The organism is Pseudomonas sp. WS 5411 (assembly GCF_012985595.1).
Classification (GTDB): domain Bacteria; phylum Pseudomonadota; class Gammaproteobacteria; order Pseudomonadales; family Pseudomonadaceae; genus Aquipseudomonas; species Aquipseudomonas shahriarae.
In genome coordinates, this window is the sequence record NZ_JAARMC010000002.1 from 15136 (window position 1) to 32172 (window position 17037).

Below are 17037 nucleotides of genomic sequence, written 5' to 3' on the forward strand. Positions count from 1 at the left end.
GGCTCCTACAAGGCCGCCATCCGGGCAATTTCCAGGCGCCCGGTCTCGGTGACCTGCAGTACGCTCGACTCATTGATCACCGTCAGCCAGCGTGACTGCATGAACAACTGCAACAATCCCGCCCCCAATGCCCCGCCCAGGTGCGGTTGCTGCTCGCTCCAGTCAAAACAATCACAAGCCATCGTCGAGTAACTGTGCTGCGCCAGGGCCTGGGTGTAAATGCCACGCTCGGCCAATTGGCGTGCGCCCAACGGCGTCACGTGAAGCCGCTGTTCGAAGCGTTCAACCCACTTCGCCAACACCATGCGTTGATAGAGTGCTGCCGCCATTTCACCCCCCAGATGGTCATGACAAAGCCGCGCATGACGCAACGACGACGGTGCCAGCAAGGCCGCCACCGGCAGGCCGACTGCACTGCGCGCCAAACTGGCCATGGTGGTACTGGCCAGCGCATCGACTGCCGCGCTCACATCGGCCGCCGCCATGCGAAAGAAGCGTTTGCGCCCCCGGGCTTCAATGCGCAGCAATCCACCCGCCGCCAATCGCGCCAGATGCGCATTGGCCGATGACGCGGATAACCCCGCCAGCATCGCCAGTTCTTCGGACGGCTTGGCCGAGCCGTCCATCAACGCCCAGATCATAGCGGCGCGTTTGGGGTCGGCCAGCAAGGTGGCGATCTGGCTGATGCAAGGTGCCTGTTCCATGTATTCACTCCCTGTAGATTCGTTGGTCTGCTCCATTTCGCGGAAAAGTATAAGTGTGTAAGCAGCAGATTCCGTGGCGTCTTACAGCCAAATCAGCGACAGCATTTGCCTGAAGTTTCCTGAATTCCCTGGGGTTATTACGTAGTCCCTTGCTGTTCAGGCAACTGCGCGCTCAACTTCCCACAACGTGCCACGAGCATTTCACGCAGGAGGTTGATCGGCTTACTCAACTGCGCGCGATGGGCGCACAGCAGATTGAGCGGTGTGCGCTCACCCTGCAGCTCCGGCAAGAGCAACCGCAGGCGGCCTGCCAGTACGTCGGCACTGACATCCAGCCAGGACTTATAGGCAATCCCCACCCCGGCCACGGCCCAGCGCCGCACCACATCGGCATCGTCACTGAAGCGGTCACCGGTAACCGTCAGACTGATTTCCCGTTTGCCATCCTGAAAGCGCCAATGGTCATGCACTCGGCTACCGAGCATGTACAGCAGGCAGTTGTGCTGGGCCAGTTCCTCCAGGTGGCGCGGCTCGCCATGCCGGGCCAGGTAGCTGGGCGCGGCGCAGAGCACCCGGCGATTGTCCGGCGCGACCGGCAAGGCCACCAGGCTCGAATCCTCGGGTTCGCCATAGCGCAAGGCGATATCCACCGGCTGGCGGAACAGGTCGGCAATCCGGTCGCCCAGTAGCAGGCGCACACTTAATTGCGGGTGCTCGCGCTGAAATTCGTCCAGCCACGGCAACAGCAGGTTGCGGCCGAAGTCCGAAGGCGCCGACAGTTGCAAAACACCACTGACATGGTCCTGGCTGCTGGCCAGCAGGCGCCGGCCTTCATCCAGTTGGCTCAAGGCACCGCGGGCGTATTGCAAGAAACCCTCGCCCTCGGCAGTCAGGCGCAGGCTGCGAGTAGAACGTGCCAGCAAGCGCGCGCCCAATTGTTGCTCAATGCGTTTCAACGCTGCGCTGGCCACCGCCGCCGACATATCCATGACCCGTGCGGCGGCCGACAAACTCCCCAAATCCGCCGCACGTACGAACAACTGCAAATCATCAAAACGCAGCATGACCACCGCCCCGAGGGATTATCAAAAAACCATTGAAAGAGACTGCTCTTTTAGCGGGTTTTATCTGCAAGAGAAATAGCTAATGATCTAACCATCCCATTCCGCCCTTCCTGGAACTTGCCATGAAAGCCATCGCCTACTACGCCGCATTGCCAATCAACGACCCCAAGTCCCTGCAGGATATCCAGTTGCCTGAGCCGGTGGCCGGTCCGCGCGACCTGCTGGTAGAAGTCAAAGCCATCTCGGTCAACCCGGTGGATACCAAGATCCGCCAGAACGTCACCCCGGAAAACGGCGCGGCCAAAGTGCTGGGCTGGGACGTGGCCGGTGTGGTCAAGGCCGTGGGCAGTGAAGTGACGCTGTTCAAGGCCGGCGACAAAGTGTTTTATGCGGGCTCCCTGACCCGCCCGGGTGGCAACAGCGAACTGCACACCGTCGATGAGCGCATCGTCGGCCATATGCCCAAGAGCCTGGGGTTCGCCGAAGCTGCCGCCCTGCCGCTGACTGCCATCACCGCCTGGGAACTGCTGTTCGAGCGCTTGCAAGTGCCTGAAGGCAAGACCGATCAAGGCCAGAGCCTGCTGATTGTCGGCGCTGCCGGTGGCGTAGGTTCGATCCTCACCCAATTGGCGGCGCAACTCACCGCACTCAAGGTGATCGGCAGCGCCTCGCGCCCGCAAACCCAGGCCTGGGCCAAGGACCTGGGCGCTGACCTGGTAGTCGACCACAGCCAGCCTCTGAGCGAAGAGCTCAAGCGCGTAGGCCACCCACAGGTGACCCACGTCGCCAGCCTGACCCAAACCGACCAGCACCTGGACCAGTTGGTCGAAGCGCTCGCGCCCCAAGGCAAACTGGCACTGATTGATGACCCCAAGTCGCTGGATGTGCTCAAGCTCAAGCGCAAGAGCCTGTCGCTGCACTGGGAATTCATGTACACCCGCTCGATGTTCGAGACTGCCGACATGATCGAGCAACACAACCTGCTCAATCGAGTGGCCGAGCTGATCGATGCCGGCACCCTGAAAACCACGGTGGGCGAGCACTTCGGCGTGATCAACGCAGAGAACCTGCGCCGCGCCCATGCTTTGCTGGAAAGCGGCAAGGCAAAGGGCAAGATTGTGCTGGAAGGCTTCTAAGAAGCGGGCTCTGTCAGTGTCGTCCGTTCCACCTGTGGGCAACGGACGGCACCGCTAGTCAGACACTTGATCCTTGTCATATTTTTGAGCGTCTTCGGGTTTATATTGGCCGCCTTTGCCACGCAATCTTTTACGTGAGGAAGTCAGCAATGAAGATCCTGATAAAAGCGTTAGCAAAATCCCAAGGCAACAAATGGCAGGTCCGCCTGGACCAGGACGCCTTTACCTTCCGCAGTGAAGCCGAGGCCCGCGCCTTCGCCAACACCCTGCAAAACCGGATCCAGGCGCCCCACCGGTTTCCCGAAAACCAGCAGCGCGCTACGGGCTGAAAAGACTGTCAGACCTGCGCTTGCAAGGCTCGCTGCCGCTGCAGGCGCTGGGTCCACATGGCCACCACTACCGCCAACACCCCGCACAGGCTGATGACGATCGACATCGGCATGGCCGTGCCGTCGTGCAATGCGCCGACCAACGATGCCGCCCCCGCCGCCACACCAAACTGGATACAGCCCAGCAGTGCCGAGGCGCTGCCGGCCCGCGCGCCCTGGCCGTTCATGGCGCACGCCGAGGTATTGGGCATGATGCAGCCCAGGCTGGCGATACACAGGAACAGCGGCACCAGCAGCGGCCACAGTGCTTCGGTATGCAAGGCACTGACGGCCAACAACGCCAGCGCTGCCGCGAGGTAAACCCATACCGTACGGGTCAGGAGAAAGGCCGGCCCGCGCTTGGACAGCAGCCGCGCATTGACCTGCGCCACCAGGATAAAGCCCGCGGCGTTGGTGCCGAACAGCCAGCCATAATGCTCAGCCGGCACGCCGTACAGCTTGATAAAGACGAAAGGCGAACCGGCAATGTAGGCAAACATCCCGCCAATCGCGATGCCGCCGGTCACGGCATACCCCAGGTATACGCGGTCGGCCAGCAGGCGCCCGTACTGGCGCAACGCTCCGGACAGCGGCTGCCGAGGTTGATGGGCCGGAAAACTCTCCGGCAGACCGACAGCCACTGCCACACCCGCACCGACGCTGAACAGGGTCAACGCCAGGAAGATCGACTGCCAGCCCCACAGGCTAACCATCACCCCACCGAGCATCGGCGCCAGGATCGGCGCAAGCCCGACCACCAGCATCAACTGCGAAAAGACCTTGGCCGAACCCACCGCGTCGCACTTGTCGCTGACCACCGCCCTGGAAATCACCATGCCCGCACACCCGCCCAGGGCCTGGACGAAGCGCGCACCGATCAGCCACTCCAGGGACGGCGCATAGGCGCACGCCAGGGAGGCCAAGGTGAACAGGGTGACACCACTCAATAGCGGGACGCGCCGGCCAAAACGATCCGCCAGCGGCCCATAGATCAATTGACCGACCGCAAGCCCGGTGAAGTACACCGCCAGGGTCAACTGGATATGTTTTTCGTCGGTGCCGAACGCCACTGCCATGGCCGGGAAGCCCGGCAGATAAAAGTCGATGGCCAGCGGCGCAAATGCGCTCAAGGCCCCCAGAATGAGGAGTATGCGAAGGTTCATCAGGCACCCAAAAGAGTCGGCAGCCCGACAGTCTAGCCGCGCTTGGGTGCCTTGAACATTACGATAGCTCGCTAACTATTAAATAATCAGGCGAGCTTGGCGCTGTAGCCTTCATCGGTAATCACGCGGATCACTTCTTCCGGCAACAAACGACTTTCCACCCCCACTTCCTTGGCGCCCAGATCGACCTTCACACTGGCTGCCGGGTCCAGGGCCTGAACGGCTTGGGTAACGGCACGAACGCAGTGGCCGCAGGTCATTCCTTCAACGCTGAATATTTGCATGACATGACTCCTTAAGTGAGGTTGCGCCCAGTTTCATCCTTGCCACGATGGCAAGGTCAAGCGCCGAAAACAACAGCCGGGCTGGTATTCCCTGGCGGCGTCGGCCAAGCTGCAACCATCCACGATTTGAAACCCGGAGAATTCACCATGCGCTGGTCGCTTTTTGGCCTTGTGAGCCTGTTGAGCCTGTTCGCCGCCGCCCCCCAGGCCAGCGCGGCCGAGGATTATGCGGTGCTGATCATTTCCAGGGAGCGCCTGGAAGTCCCCACCAATTGCGAGATTGGCCTGTACGTCAATGACCAGTTGGCCGGGCGGCTGTTCCAGGAGCAATCCACCTCGTTCAACTTCCCCGCAGGCCCGGTCTCGCTGCGCCTCAAGCTACTGCCAGGCCAAGCCCCAGGCTGTCTGCCGGGATTGCTGGCGCCCAAGGCACAGCACATCGAGTTGAAGGCTGGCGATGTGCGCAAACTGCGCATTGCCCAGGGTGCGGACGGCATGTACCTCAAGGCGGCAAAGCTGGGCTATTAATCCACGGCAGGTAAACAATGGAGCTTGACCTTCCCCTAAGGTCAAGGTTGATGCTACAGCCAACATTTCCCGGAAGACTGCCGCAAAGCGCAACCGCCGGCGCGAGATCTGCGCAAAATTGGGCAGCATCCATTCGGGGCTGTTGTGTCCAACTGGTTCGGCCTGCTCGACCCGCTACGGACCCTGTCCAGTGAGGACGTGGTGAGCAATGCGCTGCTGTTGAAACCTGGAAACCCAAGGATCTGGAGGATCACCGCCCATGAACATCGGTCTGGCAGCCCGGCAAAGCGGCTTGAGCGCCAAGATGATTCGCTATTACGAATCCATCAACCTGCTTAAACCGGCCAATCGCAGCGACAGCGGCTATCGCCTATATGGCCACGACGACCTGCACACCCTGGCATTCATCAAGCGTTCGAGGGATCTGGGGTTTTCCCTGGAGGAGGTCGGCAAGTTGCTGGAACTGTGGCAGGACCGGCAACGGGCCAGTGCCGACGTCAAGGCGTTGGCTCGCCAGCATATCGAAGAGTTGAACCACAAGATCCGCGAGTTGGGGCAACTGCGCGATACATTGCAGGACCTGATGGAGCACTGTCAGGGCGATCACCGGCCGGACTGCCCGATTCTCAAGGAGTTGGCAGCGGGCGGTTGTTGCAAGTGACGGGGTATCACTGACCGCCCACAAAACCCAATGTGGGAGCCAGCTCCCACATTTACATTGCCAGTGACCTGAAGATCACTGCATCCAAGGCGGTGGCGGTTCTTCCGCCGGTTTGCCCGGTGGCGCATCATCCGCCGCACGGATCGCCTGGCGCCGCTCTTCGTCGAGCCGTGCCGCTTCGATCTCGCGCATCACGCCGCCCACATCCGCCAACTCTTCCGGCTCGTCGAACTCACCGGTCAGCACGCTGGCCGGGTGCAAGGTGCCGGCTTCGTACAGCGCCCACATTTCCTTGGCGTACTTGGTGGTCTTCAATTCCGGGGCAAAGCGCCCGAAATACGACGCCATGTTGCCCACGTCCCGCTCCAGCATAGTGAATGCGTGGTTGTTACCCGCCGCATCCACCGCTTGCGGCAGGTCGATGATGACGGGGCCGGTCGGCGTCAACAGCACGTTGAACTCCGAAAGGTCACCGTGCACCAGGCCGGTACACAGCATCAGCACGATCTGCGAGATCAGGAAGGCGTGATACTCACGGGCCTGATCCGGTTCCAGGACCACGTCGTTCAGACGTGGCGCCGCGTCACCGTATTCATCGGCCACCAGCTCCATCAGCAACACGCCTTCGAGGAAGTCGTAGGGCTGGGGCACACGAACGCCCGCACCGGCCAGGCGAAACAGCGCCGCTACTTCGGCGTTCTGCCACGCGTCTTCGGTTTCTTTCTTGCCGAACTTGGAGCCCTTGGCCATGGCCCGGGCCTGTCGGCTGTTACGGACCTTGCGGCCTTCCTGGTATTCGGCCGCCTGACGAAAACTTCGTTTATTCGCCTCCTTGTAGACCTTGGCGCAACGTAACTCGTTGCCGCAGCGCACCACATAAACAGCTGCTTCTTTACCACTCATAAGTGGGCGCAGCACTTCGTCGACCAGACCGTCCTCGATCAGGGGTTCAATGCGTTTAGGAGTCTTCATCAGCTTTTATTGTGGGTCCTTTATTACCAAACACGCGTATGGCACTCGTTATACGGCAATCCTCGCACAGCGGGGAGAGGGTAACGAGCTTTGATCTGCTAAAGAATGCATCCAATATGCCAGATTAATCCGACAAAGCCGTTATTGCCCAAGGCGTTCGGATGATAGCCGAGATCAGCGCTCAATGATCGCTGTCACACCCTGCCCGCCCGCCGCGCAGATCGAGATCAGCCCGCGCCCCTTGCCCGCCGCATCCAGCAGCTTGGCCAGGTTGGCGACGATACGCCCACCGGTGGCGGCAAACGGGTGCCCGGCCGCCAGGGAGCTGCCCTTGACGTTAAGGCGGCTGCGGTCGATGGCGCCCAACGGCGCGTCCAGGCCCAGGCGGGTCTTGCAGTAATCGGCATCTTCCCAGGCCTTGAGCGTGCACAACACCTGGGCGGCGAAGGCCTCGTGAATTTCGTAGTAATCAAAATCCTGCAGTGTCAGGCCATTTCTCGCCAGCAGGCGTGGCACGGCATACACCGGCGCCATCAACAGCCCTTCGGCGCCGTTGACGAAATCCACCGCCGCCGCCTCGCCATCGCGCAGGTAGGCGAGGATCGGCAGGCCACGCTCCTTGGCCCAGGCTTCGCTGCCCAACAACACCAGGGACGCGCCATCGGTCAGGGGGGTGGAGTTGCCGGCGGTGAGGGTACCCTTTTCGCTGCGTTCAAAAGCCGGTTTGAGGCTGGCGAGTTTTTCCAGGGTCAGGTCCGGGCGCAGGTTATTGTCGCGGGTCAGGCCGAGAAACGGCGTGAGCAAATCGTTGTGCCAGCCCTCGGCATAGGACGCAGCCATCTTCTGGTGGCTTTCCAGGGCCAGTTGGTCCTGTTCGGCGCGGGGAATCTGCCAGGTCTGCGCCATCAGCTCGCAGTGCTGGCCCATGGACAGGCCGGTACGCGGCTCGCCATTGCGCGGCAGTTCCGGCTTGAGGTGTTGCGGACGAAGTTGTAACAGAACTTTTAATTTATCCGCCATGGATTTGCTGCGGTTGGCTTGCAGCAGGATCTTGCGTAACCCCTCATTGACGCCAATGGGCGCATCGGAGGTGGTGTCGACGCCGCCGGCAATCCCGCATTCGATCTGCCCCAGGGCAATCTTGTTGGCCACCAGCAGCGCCGCTTCCAGCCCGGTGCCACAGGCCTGTTGAATGTCATAGGCCGGGGTTTGTGGCGACAGCCGCGAGCCCAGCACGCATTCGCGGGTCAGGTTGAAATCCCGCGAGTGCTTGAGCACTGCACCTGCGGCCACCTCGCCCATGCGCAGGCCGTGCAGGTTGTAGCGCTCGATCAAACCTTCCAGGGCGGCAGTCAACATGGCCTGGTTACTCGCTGTGGCGTAGGGGCCATTGGAACGAGCGAAGGGGATACGATTACCGCCAATGATCGCGACGCGGCGCAACTGAGTCATGTAAAGCTCCCTGAAGGTGGTAGGTGCAATCCTGAGCCTAGACTAGGAACGACTGTCACCGATTGATGGTCCACCCTTTGAACCCCAGCAGCCGGAGAGCGTTCCATGTCTGACCGTTATATCGACTTCGCCAACTCAAGCCTCGGCCACCGCCTGGTCTCGGCCATTGGCCTGCCGTCCCCGGTACGCCTGGAGCGCTGGCAAGCCGGGCGCCTGCGCCCGGTGGACGGCGCCCTGCTGTTGGGCGGCGGCCCGCTCGCGGCCCAGGTACAGGGGGTTGCCAATAAACTCACCGAGGCCATCTACAGCTACGGCCCCGAATCGCTGCAGGCCACGCCGTGGATTCCCGGGCATGGCCCCAAGCTCAAGGCGGTGCTGTTCGACGCCAGCCACTTGCAGCACACCGACCAACTCAAGCAACTGCGCGAATTCTTTCAGCCGCTGCTGAAAAATCTCGACCACAGCGCACACCTGGTGATTCTCGGCCGCGCCCCGGAAAGCCTCGACGAGCCGTTTGCCGCCAGCGCCCAGCGCGCCCTCGAAGGCTTCAGCCGGTCCCTGGCCAAGGAGCTGCGCAACGGTGGCACGTTACAGCTGCTGTATGTCGCAGAAGGCGCCGAGGATCAGTTGGAAGGTGCGCTGCGGTTTTTCCTCTCGCCGAAAAGTGCCTATATCAGCGGCCAAGTGCTGCGCCTGAGCACCTGCCCGACCCAGGTGCACGACTGGACGCGCCCGCTGGCCGGGCGCAAGGCCCTGGTGACCGGAGCTGCCCGTGGCATCGGCGCGTCGATTGCCGAAACCCTGGCGCGCGACGGTGCCGAAATTGTGTTGCTGGATGTGCCGCAAGCCAAGGCCGATCTCGACGCCCTCGCCGCACGGTTGGGCGGGCGTGGCATTGCCCTGGATATCTGCGCCGATGACGCGGCCACGCAATTGATCGAGCAATTGCCGGACGGCATCGACATTGTGGTGCACAACGCTGGCATCACCCGCGACAAGACCCTGGCCAATATGACCCCGGAATACTGGGACGCGGTGCTGGCGGTCAATCTCAACGCCCCGCAAGTGTTGACCAAGGCCCTGCTCGACAGCGGCACCCTGCACGACAATGGCCGCGTGGTATTGCTCGCGTCCATCAGCGGCATCGCTGGCAATCGCGGGCAAACCAACTACGCCGCGAGCAAGGCCGGGCTGATCGGCCTGGCCCAAGCCTGGGCGCCGTTGCTGGCGCAACGCGGCATCAGCATCAACGCGGTGGCACCGGGCTTTATCGAGACCCAGATGACTGCGCATATTCCCTTCGCCTTGCGTGAAGCCGGACGACGCATGAGCTCCCTGGGCCAGGGCGGCCTGCCGCAGGACGTTGCCGAAGCAGTGGCCTGGCTAGGCCAGCCAGGCTCGGGGGCGGTCAGTGGTCAGGCGTTGCGGGTGTGCGGGCAAAGCCTGCTGGGAGCATAACGATGCTGTGGCACACATTACCCAGCAGCCCGGCGCTGCCACCGTTGTACTGGCGCGCCGCACTCAAGCGCAAAATTACCGGCACCACCCTGCCCGACTTTGGGCTGCACTGCCGGGTGCAGGTCAATCCCGAGGCAGTGGCGGCCTATCGCAAGGTCTGCGGGTTTGCCGACAGCCCAATGCTGCCGGCGACCTATCCGCACATCCTGGCGTTCGGCCTGCAGTTGCAGTTGCTGACAGCCCGGGAATTTCCTTTCCCACTGTTGGGGCTGGTGCATCTGAGCAACCGTATCCGCGTATTCCGCCCCATGGGCGGGGTCAGCGAGGTGCGGGTCAGTGTGCATACGCGCAACCTGCGACCCCATGCCAAGGGTGCGACCTTTGACTTGATCACCACCGTCGAGGATTCCCTGGGCTTGCTGTGGGAAAGCGAAAGTCGAATGCTCTGTCGTGGGGTGAAACTCGAGGGGGAGACGCCGGAGCACTCCCTGCCAACAACTAATACCGTCAGCGAACTGACCCGCTGGCAGGCGCCGTCCGACATCGGTCGGCGGTACGCCCGAGTATCCGGCGACTACAACCCGATCCACTTGAGCGCCCTCACTGCCAAGCTGTTCGGCTTCCCCCAGGCGATCGCCCATGGGCTGTGGAACAAGGCGCGCACCGTCGCGGCCCTGCATGAACATCTGCCGGCGGCGAATATCGAGATCTACGTTGAGTTCAAGAAACCTGTGCGGCTGCCTGGACAGGTCATCTTGTTAAGCAGTGCCCCCGGCTCCGGCGGCGAGTTGCAACTCAAGGGCGATGGCAACATCGAACATATGCTCGGGAAGTGGCAGCCGATTGCCTGAAACCGGGGTAATTTGCTGATTAATTGTATATATACACCCTAAGTTATAGCGGGCCATTGGTAGCCCGCTAACTTATTTAAGCCATTGATTTAAAACACATCACCCCAAAAAAAAAACCGTCTTATATACCTTTGGCATTAGTCATCAGGACGAATAAGCCTGCCTGTATATAAATCGTTAATACCAAGTTGAGCGTTGCGATAAAGAGTACCGAGGACTGTTATAGCCACAACGGACGCATGTATTGCTCGCTGAAGAACGGGCGAACTAGCGAAACCAACAAAGGCTGTACCAGGTGCTAAGGAACTCATCATGAAAACTCAAGTCGTGTTGTGGAAGGCAAGTACTGCATTGGCCCTTATTCTGGCGATGAGCCTGGGAGGCTGCAGCAGTGGTGGTGGCGGTCATAAGAGCAGCGTCGCATCCTCCTCCCCGGATGCCGGTGCAGGTACCGGCGGTGGTGATGGTGGTGGCACAGGCGGCGGCACTGGTGGCGGTACCGGCGGCGGCACTGGCGGTGGCACTGGCGGCGGCACAGGTGGCGGTACCGGCGGTGGCACTGGCGGCGGCACTGGTGGCGGTACCGGCGGCGGCACTGGCGGCGGCACAGGTGGCGGCACTGGCGGCGGCACTGGCTCGACCACCAGCCCCTTGGTCACTGGGCAGATTGCAGCCAGCCTGGGCGACACGCTCGGCAATGTCGGCACAGCCATTGGTGGCATCGGCACAACCGTTGGCGGCGTTCCAGTAGTCGGCACTACGGCAGGTGGCCTGGTGACCAGCGTGGGCACCGCAGTCGGCAGCATCGGCACTGGCGTCGGCGATGGCCTGGGTTCCCTGGGCACTAACAGCAACTCCCTGGGCGTTACCGTGGCCGGCGTAGCCAACGGCGTTGCCGACCTGGGCACCGGGGTTTCGAACACCGGTAAAACCCTGTCGACCACCTTGGGCGGTATCCCGGTAGTCGGCGGCCTTACTGGCGGCGTCGGTGGGGCCGCCGGTGGCCTGGTGGATAAAGTCGGCCAGGCGGTCACCATGCTCGGCGATACCTTGAGCACTGCCAGCACCACCGGTCCCCTGGGATCGGTCACCAACACCCTGGGCGGCAAAGTGCTGGTGCCTGTGGTCTCGCTGGTGGAAAACACCACGGGCAATCTGGGCAAAGCCACTGGCCTGGGCAACCCGGTCAACGGCCTGCTGGATAAAGTCGGTTCTACCGCCACCGGCCTCGGCACCCAGGTGGCAGGCGCAGGTGGCACAGGCAACCCGGTGACCGGTGCCCTGGGCACGGTACTCGGCGGTGTCGGTGCGGTAGCAGGCACTGCAGGTGGTTATGTCGCACCGTCTGCCGGAACCGGCAGTGGCAGCGCCCCAGCCTCCGGTCTGCCTGAACTGGTGGGCGGCCTGGTGTCCAACGTCGGTAACGGCCTGAATGCGGGCAACACCAACGGCGCCGTCAGCGCGGGCGGTGTGGCAGGTGGCGCATTGGGCAACACGGTGGCCTCGCTCGGCACAGTGATTGGTGGCAACGGCGTCGCCAACACGGCGGCAACCGCACCGGTCGCAGGTCTTGCGAACAATGTGGGCGCGGCGTTGAACCCTGTGACTTCAGGTATCAGCAGCCTGACCCAAAACATTGGCACCACTACCGGCATCGGTGCACAGGTCAACGGCCTGGTGACTCAAGTGGGCGGCGCAACCAGCGGCCTCGGCGGCAACATCACCGCCACCAATGCCAACCCGATCACCAACACCGTGGGTCAGACCGTCAACGCAGTCGGTGGAGTGGTCTCCTCCGTGGGTGGCCTGGTTACCGGCGGCACCAGCGGCAGTGGCGGTGGCCTGCTCGGCGGCCTGAACATCAACGCCACGGCGTCTGGATCGGCCACTGCAAACACCGGCGTAGGCGGCCTGCTCAAGGGCCTGACCGGCAAATAGAAGAATTGCACCTGGCCATTAGACGGCCTCCCCTACAGCGCCTACGCTTGGTTGAGACGAGAGATTCCAATGGGTCTCTCGTCTTTTTTATTGGACTCCCAACCGCGTCCAAGAGCCCGGTGGGAACCTGCGAAATGCCGCTGCAGTTTTGACCATGGAGTGTCCTATGCGCGCCTTGACCCCGTTGTTATTGCTCACCCTCAGCGCCTACGTCCACGCCGAGACCCTACCCAGTTTCCTCAACAGCAACGACACCATTCGCAATCTCCCGGTTCCCAACCTGCCGGCCGACGCCTACCGCCCAGTGACGCCGCAGACCCAGCTACCCGAGACCCCGGCCGCACAAGCGCAACCGCTGCTGATGGACACCAAAGTCACCATCCGCAAGCTGCAGATCGAAGGCGGCACGGTGTACCCGCTCAAGGACGTTGCACAGGTGTTCGAGCCGTTGATTGGCCGTGAAACCAACCTCGCGCAACTGATCGAAGCGACCCGCAGCATCACCCGCCGCTACCAGCAGGATGGCTACTTGTTGTCCTACGCGTTCCTGCCCGACCAGCGCTTCGAACAGGGCCTGGTGCGCGTGGTGCTGGTCGAGGGCTATATCAAGGACTACCAGGTACAGGGTGACATTGGTTCGGTCTCGGCCTACGTCGACAAACTGGCGCAAAAACTCCAGGCCGAACGCCCGCTGACCCGCAAGACCTTTGAGCGCTATACCACCTTGATGGGGCGCATTCCGGGCGTCACGCTGCAAGCGCAAGTACCGCCACCGGGCACCACCGATGGTGCCGCGCATATGAACATCCAGGCCAGCCGCAAACCCTTTACCAGCAGCATGAGCATGACCGACGACAGCCGTGGCGGCCTGCAAGCCTTGATCGCCGGCACCAGCAATTCCCACACGGCAATGGGCGAACAAGTGAGCCTCAGCGGCCTGTTCCCGCCGGGTGAAGACAAAGAGCATTACTACCGGCTCGACTACAGCCAATTCATCAACGCCGAAGGCACACAACTGAGCCTGTATGGCGCACGCTACCGCAGCGACCCAAGCACCCATATCCGCCTCGACGGCGGCTTCTCGCTCAAGCCGCACCGCGAGAACGACCGCTTCTCCATCGGCCTGAGCCACCCACTGATCGCCTCGCCCAGCGAGTCCCTGACCCTCGGCACCCGCTTCTACGGGGTGAACGACAAGACTCGCTATCAACTGGTGGGTTACCCGCAACGCTTTGACGTAGAAACCGACTTGCGAGCGCTGGCCTTTGAAGGGGATTGGCGCAAGGCCGACAATCGCCAACTGCGCATCCTCAGCGCCGGCCTGTACCAGGGCATCGACGGCCTGGGAGCCCACACGCGCAGTGACCTGGAGGGGACAAAGTCGGACCTGGACTTCTTCCGCCTGCGCCTGTCCGGGGTGCAGAGCGACAAGTTCTTCGACAACTGGCAAGGCGTGCTCTCGGCAGCGCTGTACTGGAGCGACGACACCTTGCCCGACAGCGAACGTGCGGTGTTCGGTGGGCAAAATTTCGGCCGAGGCTACCCGGATGACCAGGGCTCGGGCGACAAGGGCTGGGGGGTGGCCTACGAGGTGAACTACAGCTACAACCGCGCCGGCGATTGGGTAAGAATCGTGCAGCCCTACGTCGTGCTCGACCGCGCCAAGGCCTGGTTCAACAACCTGCCGGTCAAGGACAGCGACATGTCATCCGCCGCCGTTGGCGTGCGCTTTGGCGATGCCAAGTACTACAACATCGCGCTGGAGGCGGCCAAGCCGATGTCCGATATGGCATTGGATAGCTTTAACCGGCGGCCGCGCTACACATTGAGTTTTAGCTATCAGCTATAGGAACCGGCTTGCCGGCGATGCGGCGACCCGACAAGCCAGCTCCCACAGGGAACGCAGCTTCGCGCTCTGACTCTGCGGTTGCCGTAGCTCTGCTTTTGATCTGGCTGTTGCTGTGGCTCTGCTTTTGATCTGGCTTTTGATCTTGATCTCAGGCGCCCCGTTAAACCACGCTGGCCGCAGGCAGGTATTGCGCAGTGGGCACCCCGGCATGGATGCCGGGGTAGCCGCGACACGGCCATGGATGGCCGATCGCGGCGGGCCCACGGAGCAATGCCTGACTGCGGGCATGCCGAGCCTAGGCGAGGCACCGAGTGGTGGGGCAAAAGCGCTTTGGTTACTTTCGCGCTCTTCGAAAGTGACCCGCCGTAAGGGCGGAACCAATAGCCGCCGTGACCGCAGCAACGGATATGTACACAACCCCAGTGTAGATACCTATGGCCATCGCACTCAGGTCAACGCATCCCCCACCTTGCCAAAAAACGCCTCAATCTGCGGCCCCAACAACTTCCCAGCCGCCAACACCACCAACGCAATCACCACAATCAAAATCACATACTCGATAGCCGTCGCACCGTCCCGCCGGCGCCAGAACAGCATCGACCACGCATACATCCTCAGCAGCAGGGCAAGCAACATAGGGCATCTCCTCAACAGGGCGCTACGGACAGACCAACTGTTCCCTACGCCCGGGGGAACAGATTGTTCAGGGTGTCGATCAACCGAACCAGATAGATCGGTTTGCGAAACAGGTCCAGGACCTGCAACCGCAACATGTCACTGACATCATCCATTTCGGCATGGCCAGACATGACAATCACGGGCAGGTGCTGGCGTGAGGTGTGCTCACGCAAGCGCTTGATCAGGGAAATGCCGCTTTCTTCAGGCATGCGCAGGTCGGTAATGACCAGCGCAATATCAGGATGCAGTGTCAGCTCCTGCAATGCGTCCGTGACGGAGTTGGCGCAGAAACAAACGAAGCCCTCGTCTCCCAGCGATTCCGCCAGTTCAACGAGGGCCTCTTCTTCGTCATCCACCAACAGGATCTGCTGGCGGCTCGCAACAACAGCGTTCATGAGCAATACCTTCCAAGACAATCACTGATGGGCTTGCTCAAGGCTCTATTGCCAATCAGGTCAAGGCTGCCCCGACTTTAGCGAACATAGCCGCAATCTGAGGCCCAAGCAGTTTGCCGGCAGCCAGCACGACCAGCGCAATAACCGCGACAAGAATCACGTACTCAATCGCCGTCGCCCCCTCTTTGCGATGAAAGAACAGTTGGAGTTGGACATACAGCTTCATCATGAAGGTAAGGAACATATGACTTCTCCTTTGCGCTTGCTTGCGCAGGTCGCGGTGCTACACGGTGATTGCTGCGTGCCACTAGAGCATTGTCAACAAAACCCACCTCAACAACTGTAAGAACGGATTAATCACAAAGTATTAGCCGCCACTTTGGCGCCATAAACCTGTGCGTCTAAGGCAATGCGCGAGGGTTCCAAAATAAATCGTGGTGGCTAATGGCATTTTGTCTTAGCTCGGCTACCGTCAAATAGCGAAATCGTTAGATGTTCATAGCTGCCTGGTTGCGAAATCAACTCGTTAGGAAAAACGGGCCCGTAGTGCAAGCAACAGGATAGGGAGAGCCTTCATGAACAGTCGTGTCAGCATGATCCTGGCCGGGTTGTTATTAATCGGTGCGCTGTTTGCAGGCTATTGGGGGCTGGTGCTAAGTCGTCCGCCTGAGCCGGCTGCAGAGCCTGCGCCCTCTGGTGTTTCTGTAGAAAAAACCGTCGCCGCCGTCGAAGACCAGACCCGCCAATCGGTGGTGGTACTGGCCCATGATGTGCCACCGTATGTTGCCCTCACCGCCACCGACCTGACCCTAGAAAAGCTGCGCACCGCACCCGCTGGCAGCTTGACCAGCCTCGACCAGGCCATCGGCCGCACGCCCTTGAGAGCCCTGAGCGCTGGCACTTGGCTGGACGATTCGAGCTTCAATGCCGGTGGCCCACTGGCCCGCATGATCCGCACTGACGAACGCGCCCTGGCAGTGGCCGTCGATGAAGTCATCGGTGCCGCAGGCCAGTTGAGCCCTGGGGATTATGTGGATGTGCTGCTGTTCCTGCGCCCGGAAGGCACTAACCCGGAGCCCACCTCGCAGATCATCGTGCCAGCCCTGCGCCTGCTCAGTGTGGGCGATAACCTGGGCCCCACCAACGATGGCAAGCCCGCCGTTGCGCCGCCCACTACCGATGAAGAAAAAGCCCGCCAGGCACAACGTCAGGCAGGCCCGCCGCGGACGGTAGTGCTGGCGGTGCCGGAACAGTTGATGAGCCGCTTGATGCTGGCCACCAGCGTCGGCGCCTTGCGTCTGGCGGTGCGCAGTGCCGATGAACAATTGCTGAGCCAGTACTGGGCCGGGGACAACGAGGCCTTCGCCAAACTGCAAAGCGCCAATCGCGAGCTGTACCAGTTCACCCAACTGGCCATGCTCGGTACGCCGAAAAGAGTCGCCCAGGCCGCAGGCGCCAGCGAACCCCGGCGCTCCGGCATCGAGGTCATACGCGGTAACCAAGCGACCCAACAAAATCCCTGATTGAACAAGGACG

Annotated in this window: 18 protein-coding genes; 9 read left to right on the forward strand and 9 right to left on the reverse strand. The window is 61.6% G+C overall.

What is annotated here, in order from left to right:
* Positions 1–5: 5 nt before the first annotated feature.
* Together HBR93_RS03975 and HBR93_RS03980 are read right to left on the reverse strand one after the other, a co-directional pair.
* Entirely contained in the window at positions 6–704 is a 699-nt protein-coding gene (locus HBR93_RS03975) for a helix-turn-helix transcriptional regulator (RefSeq protein WP_169959855.1), read from the reverse strand.
* A 137-nt stretch (positions 705–841) separates the two neighbouring features.
* Complete coding sequence (locus HBR93_RS03980) at positions 842–1768, reverse strand: LysR family transcriptional regulator (protein ID WP_169959856.1); 927 nt, start codon at positions 1766–1768, stop codon at positions 842–844.
* Positions 1769–1890: 122 nt separating this feature from the next.
* On the opposite strand from HBR93_RS03980, the gene HBR93_RS03985 reads away from it, so the two are divergent.
* Together HBR93_RS03985 and HBR93_RS03990 are read left to right on the forward strand one after the other, a co-directional pair.
* Positions 1891–2904 (forward strand): zinc-binding alcohol dehydrogenase family protein, encoded by a 1014-nt coding sequence (locus HBR93_RS03985; protein ID WP_057437646.1) that lies wholly within the window; start codon positions 1891–1893, stop codon positions 2902–2904.
* Between the two features lie 149 nt (positions 2905–3053).
* Positions 3054–3233 (forward strand): hypothetical protein, encoded by a 180-nt coding sequence (locus tag HBR93_RS03990; protein ID WP_057437642.1) that lies wholly within the window; start codon positions 3054–3056, stop codon positions 3231–3233.
* Positions 3234–3241: 8 nt separating this feature from the next.
* On the opposite strand, the gene HBR93_RS03995 is transcribed toward HBR93_RS03990, so the two are convergent.
* Both HBR93_RS03995 and HBR93_RS04000 read right to left on the reverse strand, forming a co-directional pair.
* Complete coding sequence (locus HBR93_RS03995) at positions 3242–4435, reverse strand: multidrug effflux MFS transporter (RefSeq protein ID WP_057437641.1); 1194 nt, start codon at positions 4433–4435, stop codon at positions 3242–3244.
* An 86-nt stretch (positions 4436–4521) separates the two neighbouring features.
* Positions 4522–4719, reverse strand: coding sequence for a cation transporter (locus HBR93_RS04000; RefSeq protein ID WP_057437639.1), 198 nt, complete (start codon positions 4717–4719; stop codon positions 4522–4524).
* Between the two features lie 147 nt (positions 4720–4866).
* Between HBR93_RS04000 and HBR93_RS04005 the strand changes: the two genes are divergently transcribed.
* Entirely contained in the window at positions 4867–5247 is a 381-nt protein-coding gene (locus HBR93_RS04005) for a hypothetical protein (RefSeq protein WP_057437637.1), read from the forward strand.
* A 259-nt stretch (positions 5248–5506) separates the two neighbouring features.
* Positions 5507–5908, forward strand: coding sequence for a Cu(I)-responsive transcriptional regulator (gene cueR / locus HBR93_RS04010; protein ID WP_057437636.1), 402 nt, complete (start codon positions 5507–5509; stop codon positions 5906–5908).
* Positions 5909–5983: 75 nt separating this feature from the next.
* Here the strand turns inward: cueR and HBR93_RS04015 are convergent, their stop codons facing one another.
* Both HBR93_RS04015 and HBR93_RS04020 read right to left on the reverse strand, forming a co-directional pair.
* Positions 5984–6880, reverse strand: a complete 897-nt coding sequence (locus tag HBR93_RS04015) for a PA4780 family RIO1-like protein kinase (protein ID WP_029297573.1) — start codon at positions 6878–6880, stop codon at positions 5984–5986.
* 174 nt (positions 6881–7054) lie between these two features.
* Complete coding sequence (locus HBR93_RS04020; RefSeq protein WP_115127314.1) at positions 7055–8332, reverse strand: acetyl-CoA C-acetyltransferase; 1278 nt, start codon at positions 8330–8332, stop codon at positions 7055–7057.
* Between the two features lie 105 nt (positions 8333–8437).
* Here HBR93_RS04020 and HBR93_RS04025 point away from each other — a divergent pair, with 105 nt between their 5' ends.
* The 4 genes from HBR93_RS04025 to HBR93_RS04040 all read left to right on the forward strand — a co-directional run bounded on the left by HBR93_RS04025 (position 8438) and on the right by HBR93_RS04040 (position 14428).
* Positions 8438–9790, forward strand: a complete 1353-nt coding sequence (locus HBR93_RS04025) for a 3-oxoacyl-ACP reductase (RefSeq protein WP_169959857.1) — start codon at positions 8438–8440, stop codon at positions 9788–9790.
* Positions 9791–9792: 2 nt separating this feature from the next.
* Positions 9793–10641: a MaoC/PaaZ C-terminal domain-containing protein gene (locus HBR93_RS04030; protein ID WP_169959858.1), complete on the forward strand. Its 849-nt coding sequence runs from the start codon at positions 9793–9795 to the stop codon at positions 10639–10641.
* Between the two features lie 312 nt (positions 10642–10953).
* Positions 10954–12579, forward strand: coding sequence for a collagen-like triple helix repeat-containing protein (locus HBR93_RS04035; protein WP_169959859.1), 1626 nt, complete (start codon positions 10954–10956; stop codon positions 12577–12579).
* 166 nt (positions 12580–12745) lie between these two features.
* Entirely contained in the window at positions 12746–14428 is a 1683-nt protein-coding gene (locus tag HBR93_RS04040; RefSeq protein WP_115127312.1) for a POTRA domain-containing protein, read from the forward strand.
* 447 nt (positions 14429–14875) lie between these two features.
* Here the strand turns inward: HBR93_RS04040 and HBR93_RS04045 are convergent, their stop codons facing one another.
* Genes HBR93_RS04045 through HBR93_RS04055 form a run of 3 tightly spaced genes read right to left on the reverse strand, consistent with a single transcriptional unit; the run spans position 14876 to position 15745 of the window.
* Complete coding sequence (locus HBR93_RS04045) at positions 14876–15064, reverse strand: Flp family type IVb pilin (RefSeq protein WP_115127311.1); 189 nt, start codon at positions 15062–15064, stop codon at positions 14876–14878.
* Positions 15065–15108: 44 nt separating this feature from the next.
* On the reverse strand, positions 15109–15501 hold the full coding sequence (locus HBR93_RS04050) for a response regulator (RefSeq protein WP_057437620.1): 393 nt from the start codon (positions 15499–15501) through the stop codon (positions 15109–15111).
* Between the two features lie 55 nt (positions 15502–15556).
* A complete protein-coding gene (locus HBR93_RS04055) occupies positions 15557–15745 on the reverse strand; it encodes a Flp family type IVb pilin (RefSeq protein ID WP_038445716.1) in 189 nt (62 codons plus the stop codon).
* 331 nt (positions 15746–16076) lie between these two features.
* Here HBR93_RS04055 and cpaB point away from each other — a divergent pair, with 331 nt between their 5' ends.
* Positions 16077–17024 (forward strand): Flp pilus assembly protein CpaB, encoded by a 948-nt coding sequence (cpaB, locus tag HBR93_RS04060; RefSeq protein WP_115127310.1) that lies wholly within the window; start codon positions 16077–16079, stop codon positions 17022–17024.
* The last annotated feature ends 13 nt before the right edge of the window (positions 17025–17037 follow it).

Coding starts and splice junctions, on each gene's coding strand:
- HBR93_RS03975 (WP_169959855.1), bottom strand. CDS start 704: ATGGAACAGGCACCTTGCATCAGCCAGATCGCCACCTTGCTGGCCGAC.
- HBR93_RS03980 (WP_169959856.1), bottom strand. CDS start 1,768: ATGCTGCGTTTTGATGATTTGCAGTTGTTCGTACGTGCGGCGGATTTG.
- HBR93_RS03985 (WP_057437646.1), top strand. CDS start 1,891: ATGAAAGCCATCGCCTACTACGCCGCATTGCCAATCAACGACCCCAAG.
- HBR93_RS03990 (WP_057437642.1), top strand. CDS start 3,054: ATGAAGATCCTGATAAAAGCGTTAGCAAAATCCCAAGGCAACAAATGG.
- HBR93_RS03995 (WP_057437641.1), bottom strand. CDS start 4,435: ATGAACCTTCGCATACTCCTCATTCTGGGGGCCTTGAGCGCATTTGCG.
- HBR93_RS04000 (WP_057437639.1), bottom strand. CDS start 4,719: ATGCAAATATTCAGCGTTGAAGGAATGACCTGCGGCCACTGCGTTCGT.
- HBR93_RS04005 (WP_057437637.1), top strand. CDS start 4,867: ATGCGCTGGTCGCTTTTTGGCCTTGTGAGCCTGTTGAGCCTGTTCGCC.
- cueR (WP_057437636.1), top strand. CDS start 5,507: ATGAACATCGGTCTGGCAGCCCGGCAAAGCGGCTTGAGCGCCAAGATG.
- HBR93_RS04015 (WP_029297573.1), bottom strand. CDS start 6,880: ATGAAGACTCCTAAACGCATTGAACCCCTGATCGAGGACGGTCTGGTC.
- HBR93_RS04020 (WP_115127314.1), bottom strand. CDS start 8,332: ATGACTCAGTTGCGCCGCGTCGCGATCATTGGCGGTAATCGTATCCCC.
- HBR93_RS04025 (WP_169959857.1), top strand. CDS start 8,438: ATGTCTGACCGTTATATCGACTTCGCCAACTCAAGCCTCGGCCACCGC.
- HBR93_RS04030 (WP_169959858.1), top strand. CDS start 9,793: ATGCTGTGGCACACATTACCCAGCAGCCCGGCGCTGCCACCGTTGTAC.
- HBR93_RS04035 (WP_169959859.1), top strand. CDS start 10,954: ATGAAAACTCAAGTCGTGTTGTGGAAGGCAAGTACTGCATTGGCCCTT.
- HBR93_RS04040 (WP_115127312.1), top strand. CDS start 12,746: ATGCGCGCCTTGACCCCGTTGTTATTGCTCACCCTCAGCGCCTACGTC.
- HBR93_RS04045 (WP_115127311.1), bottom strand. CDS start 15,064: ATGTTGCTTGCCCTGCTGCTGAGGATGTATGCGTGGTCGATGCTGTTC.
- HBR93_RS04050 (WP_057437620.1), bottom strand. CDS start 15,501: ATGAACGCTGTTGTTGCGAGCCGCCAGCAGATCCTGTTGGTGGATGAC.
- HBR93_RS04055 (WP_038445716.1), bottom strand. CDS start 15,745: ATGTTCCTTACCTTCATGATGAAGCTGTATGTCCAACTCCAACTGTTC.
- cpaB (WP_115127310.1), top strand. CDS start 16,077: ATGAACAGTCGTGTCAGCATGATCCTGGCCGGGTTGTTATTAATCGGT.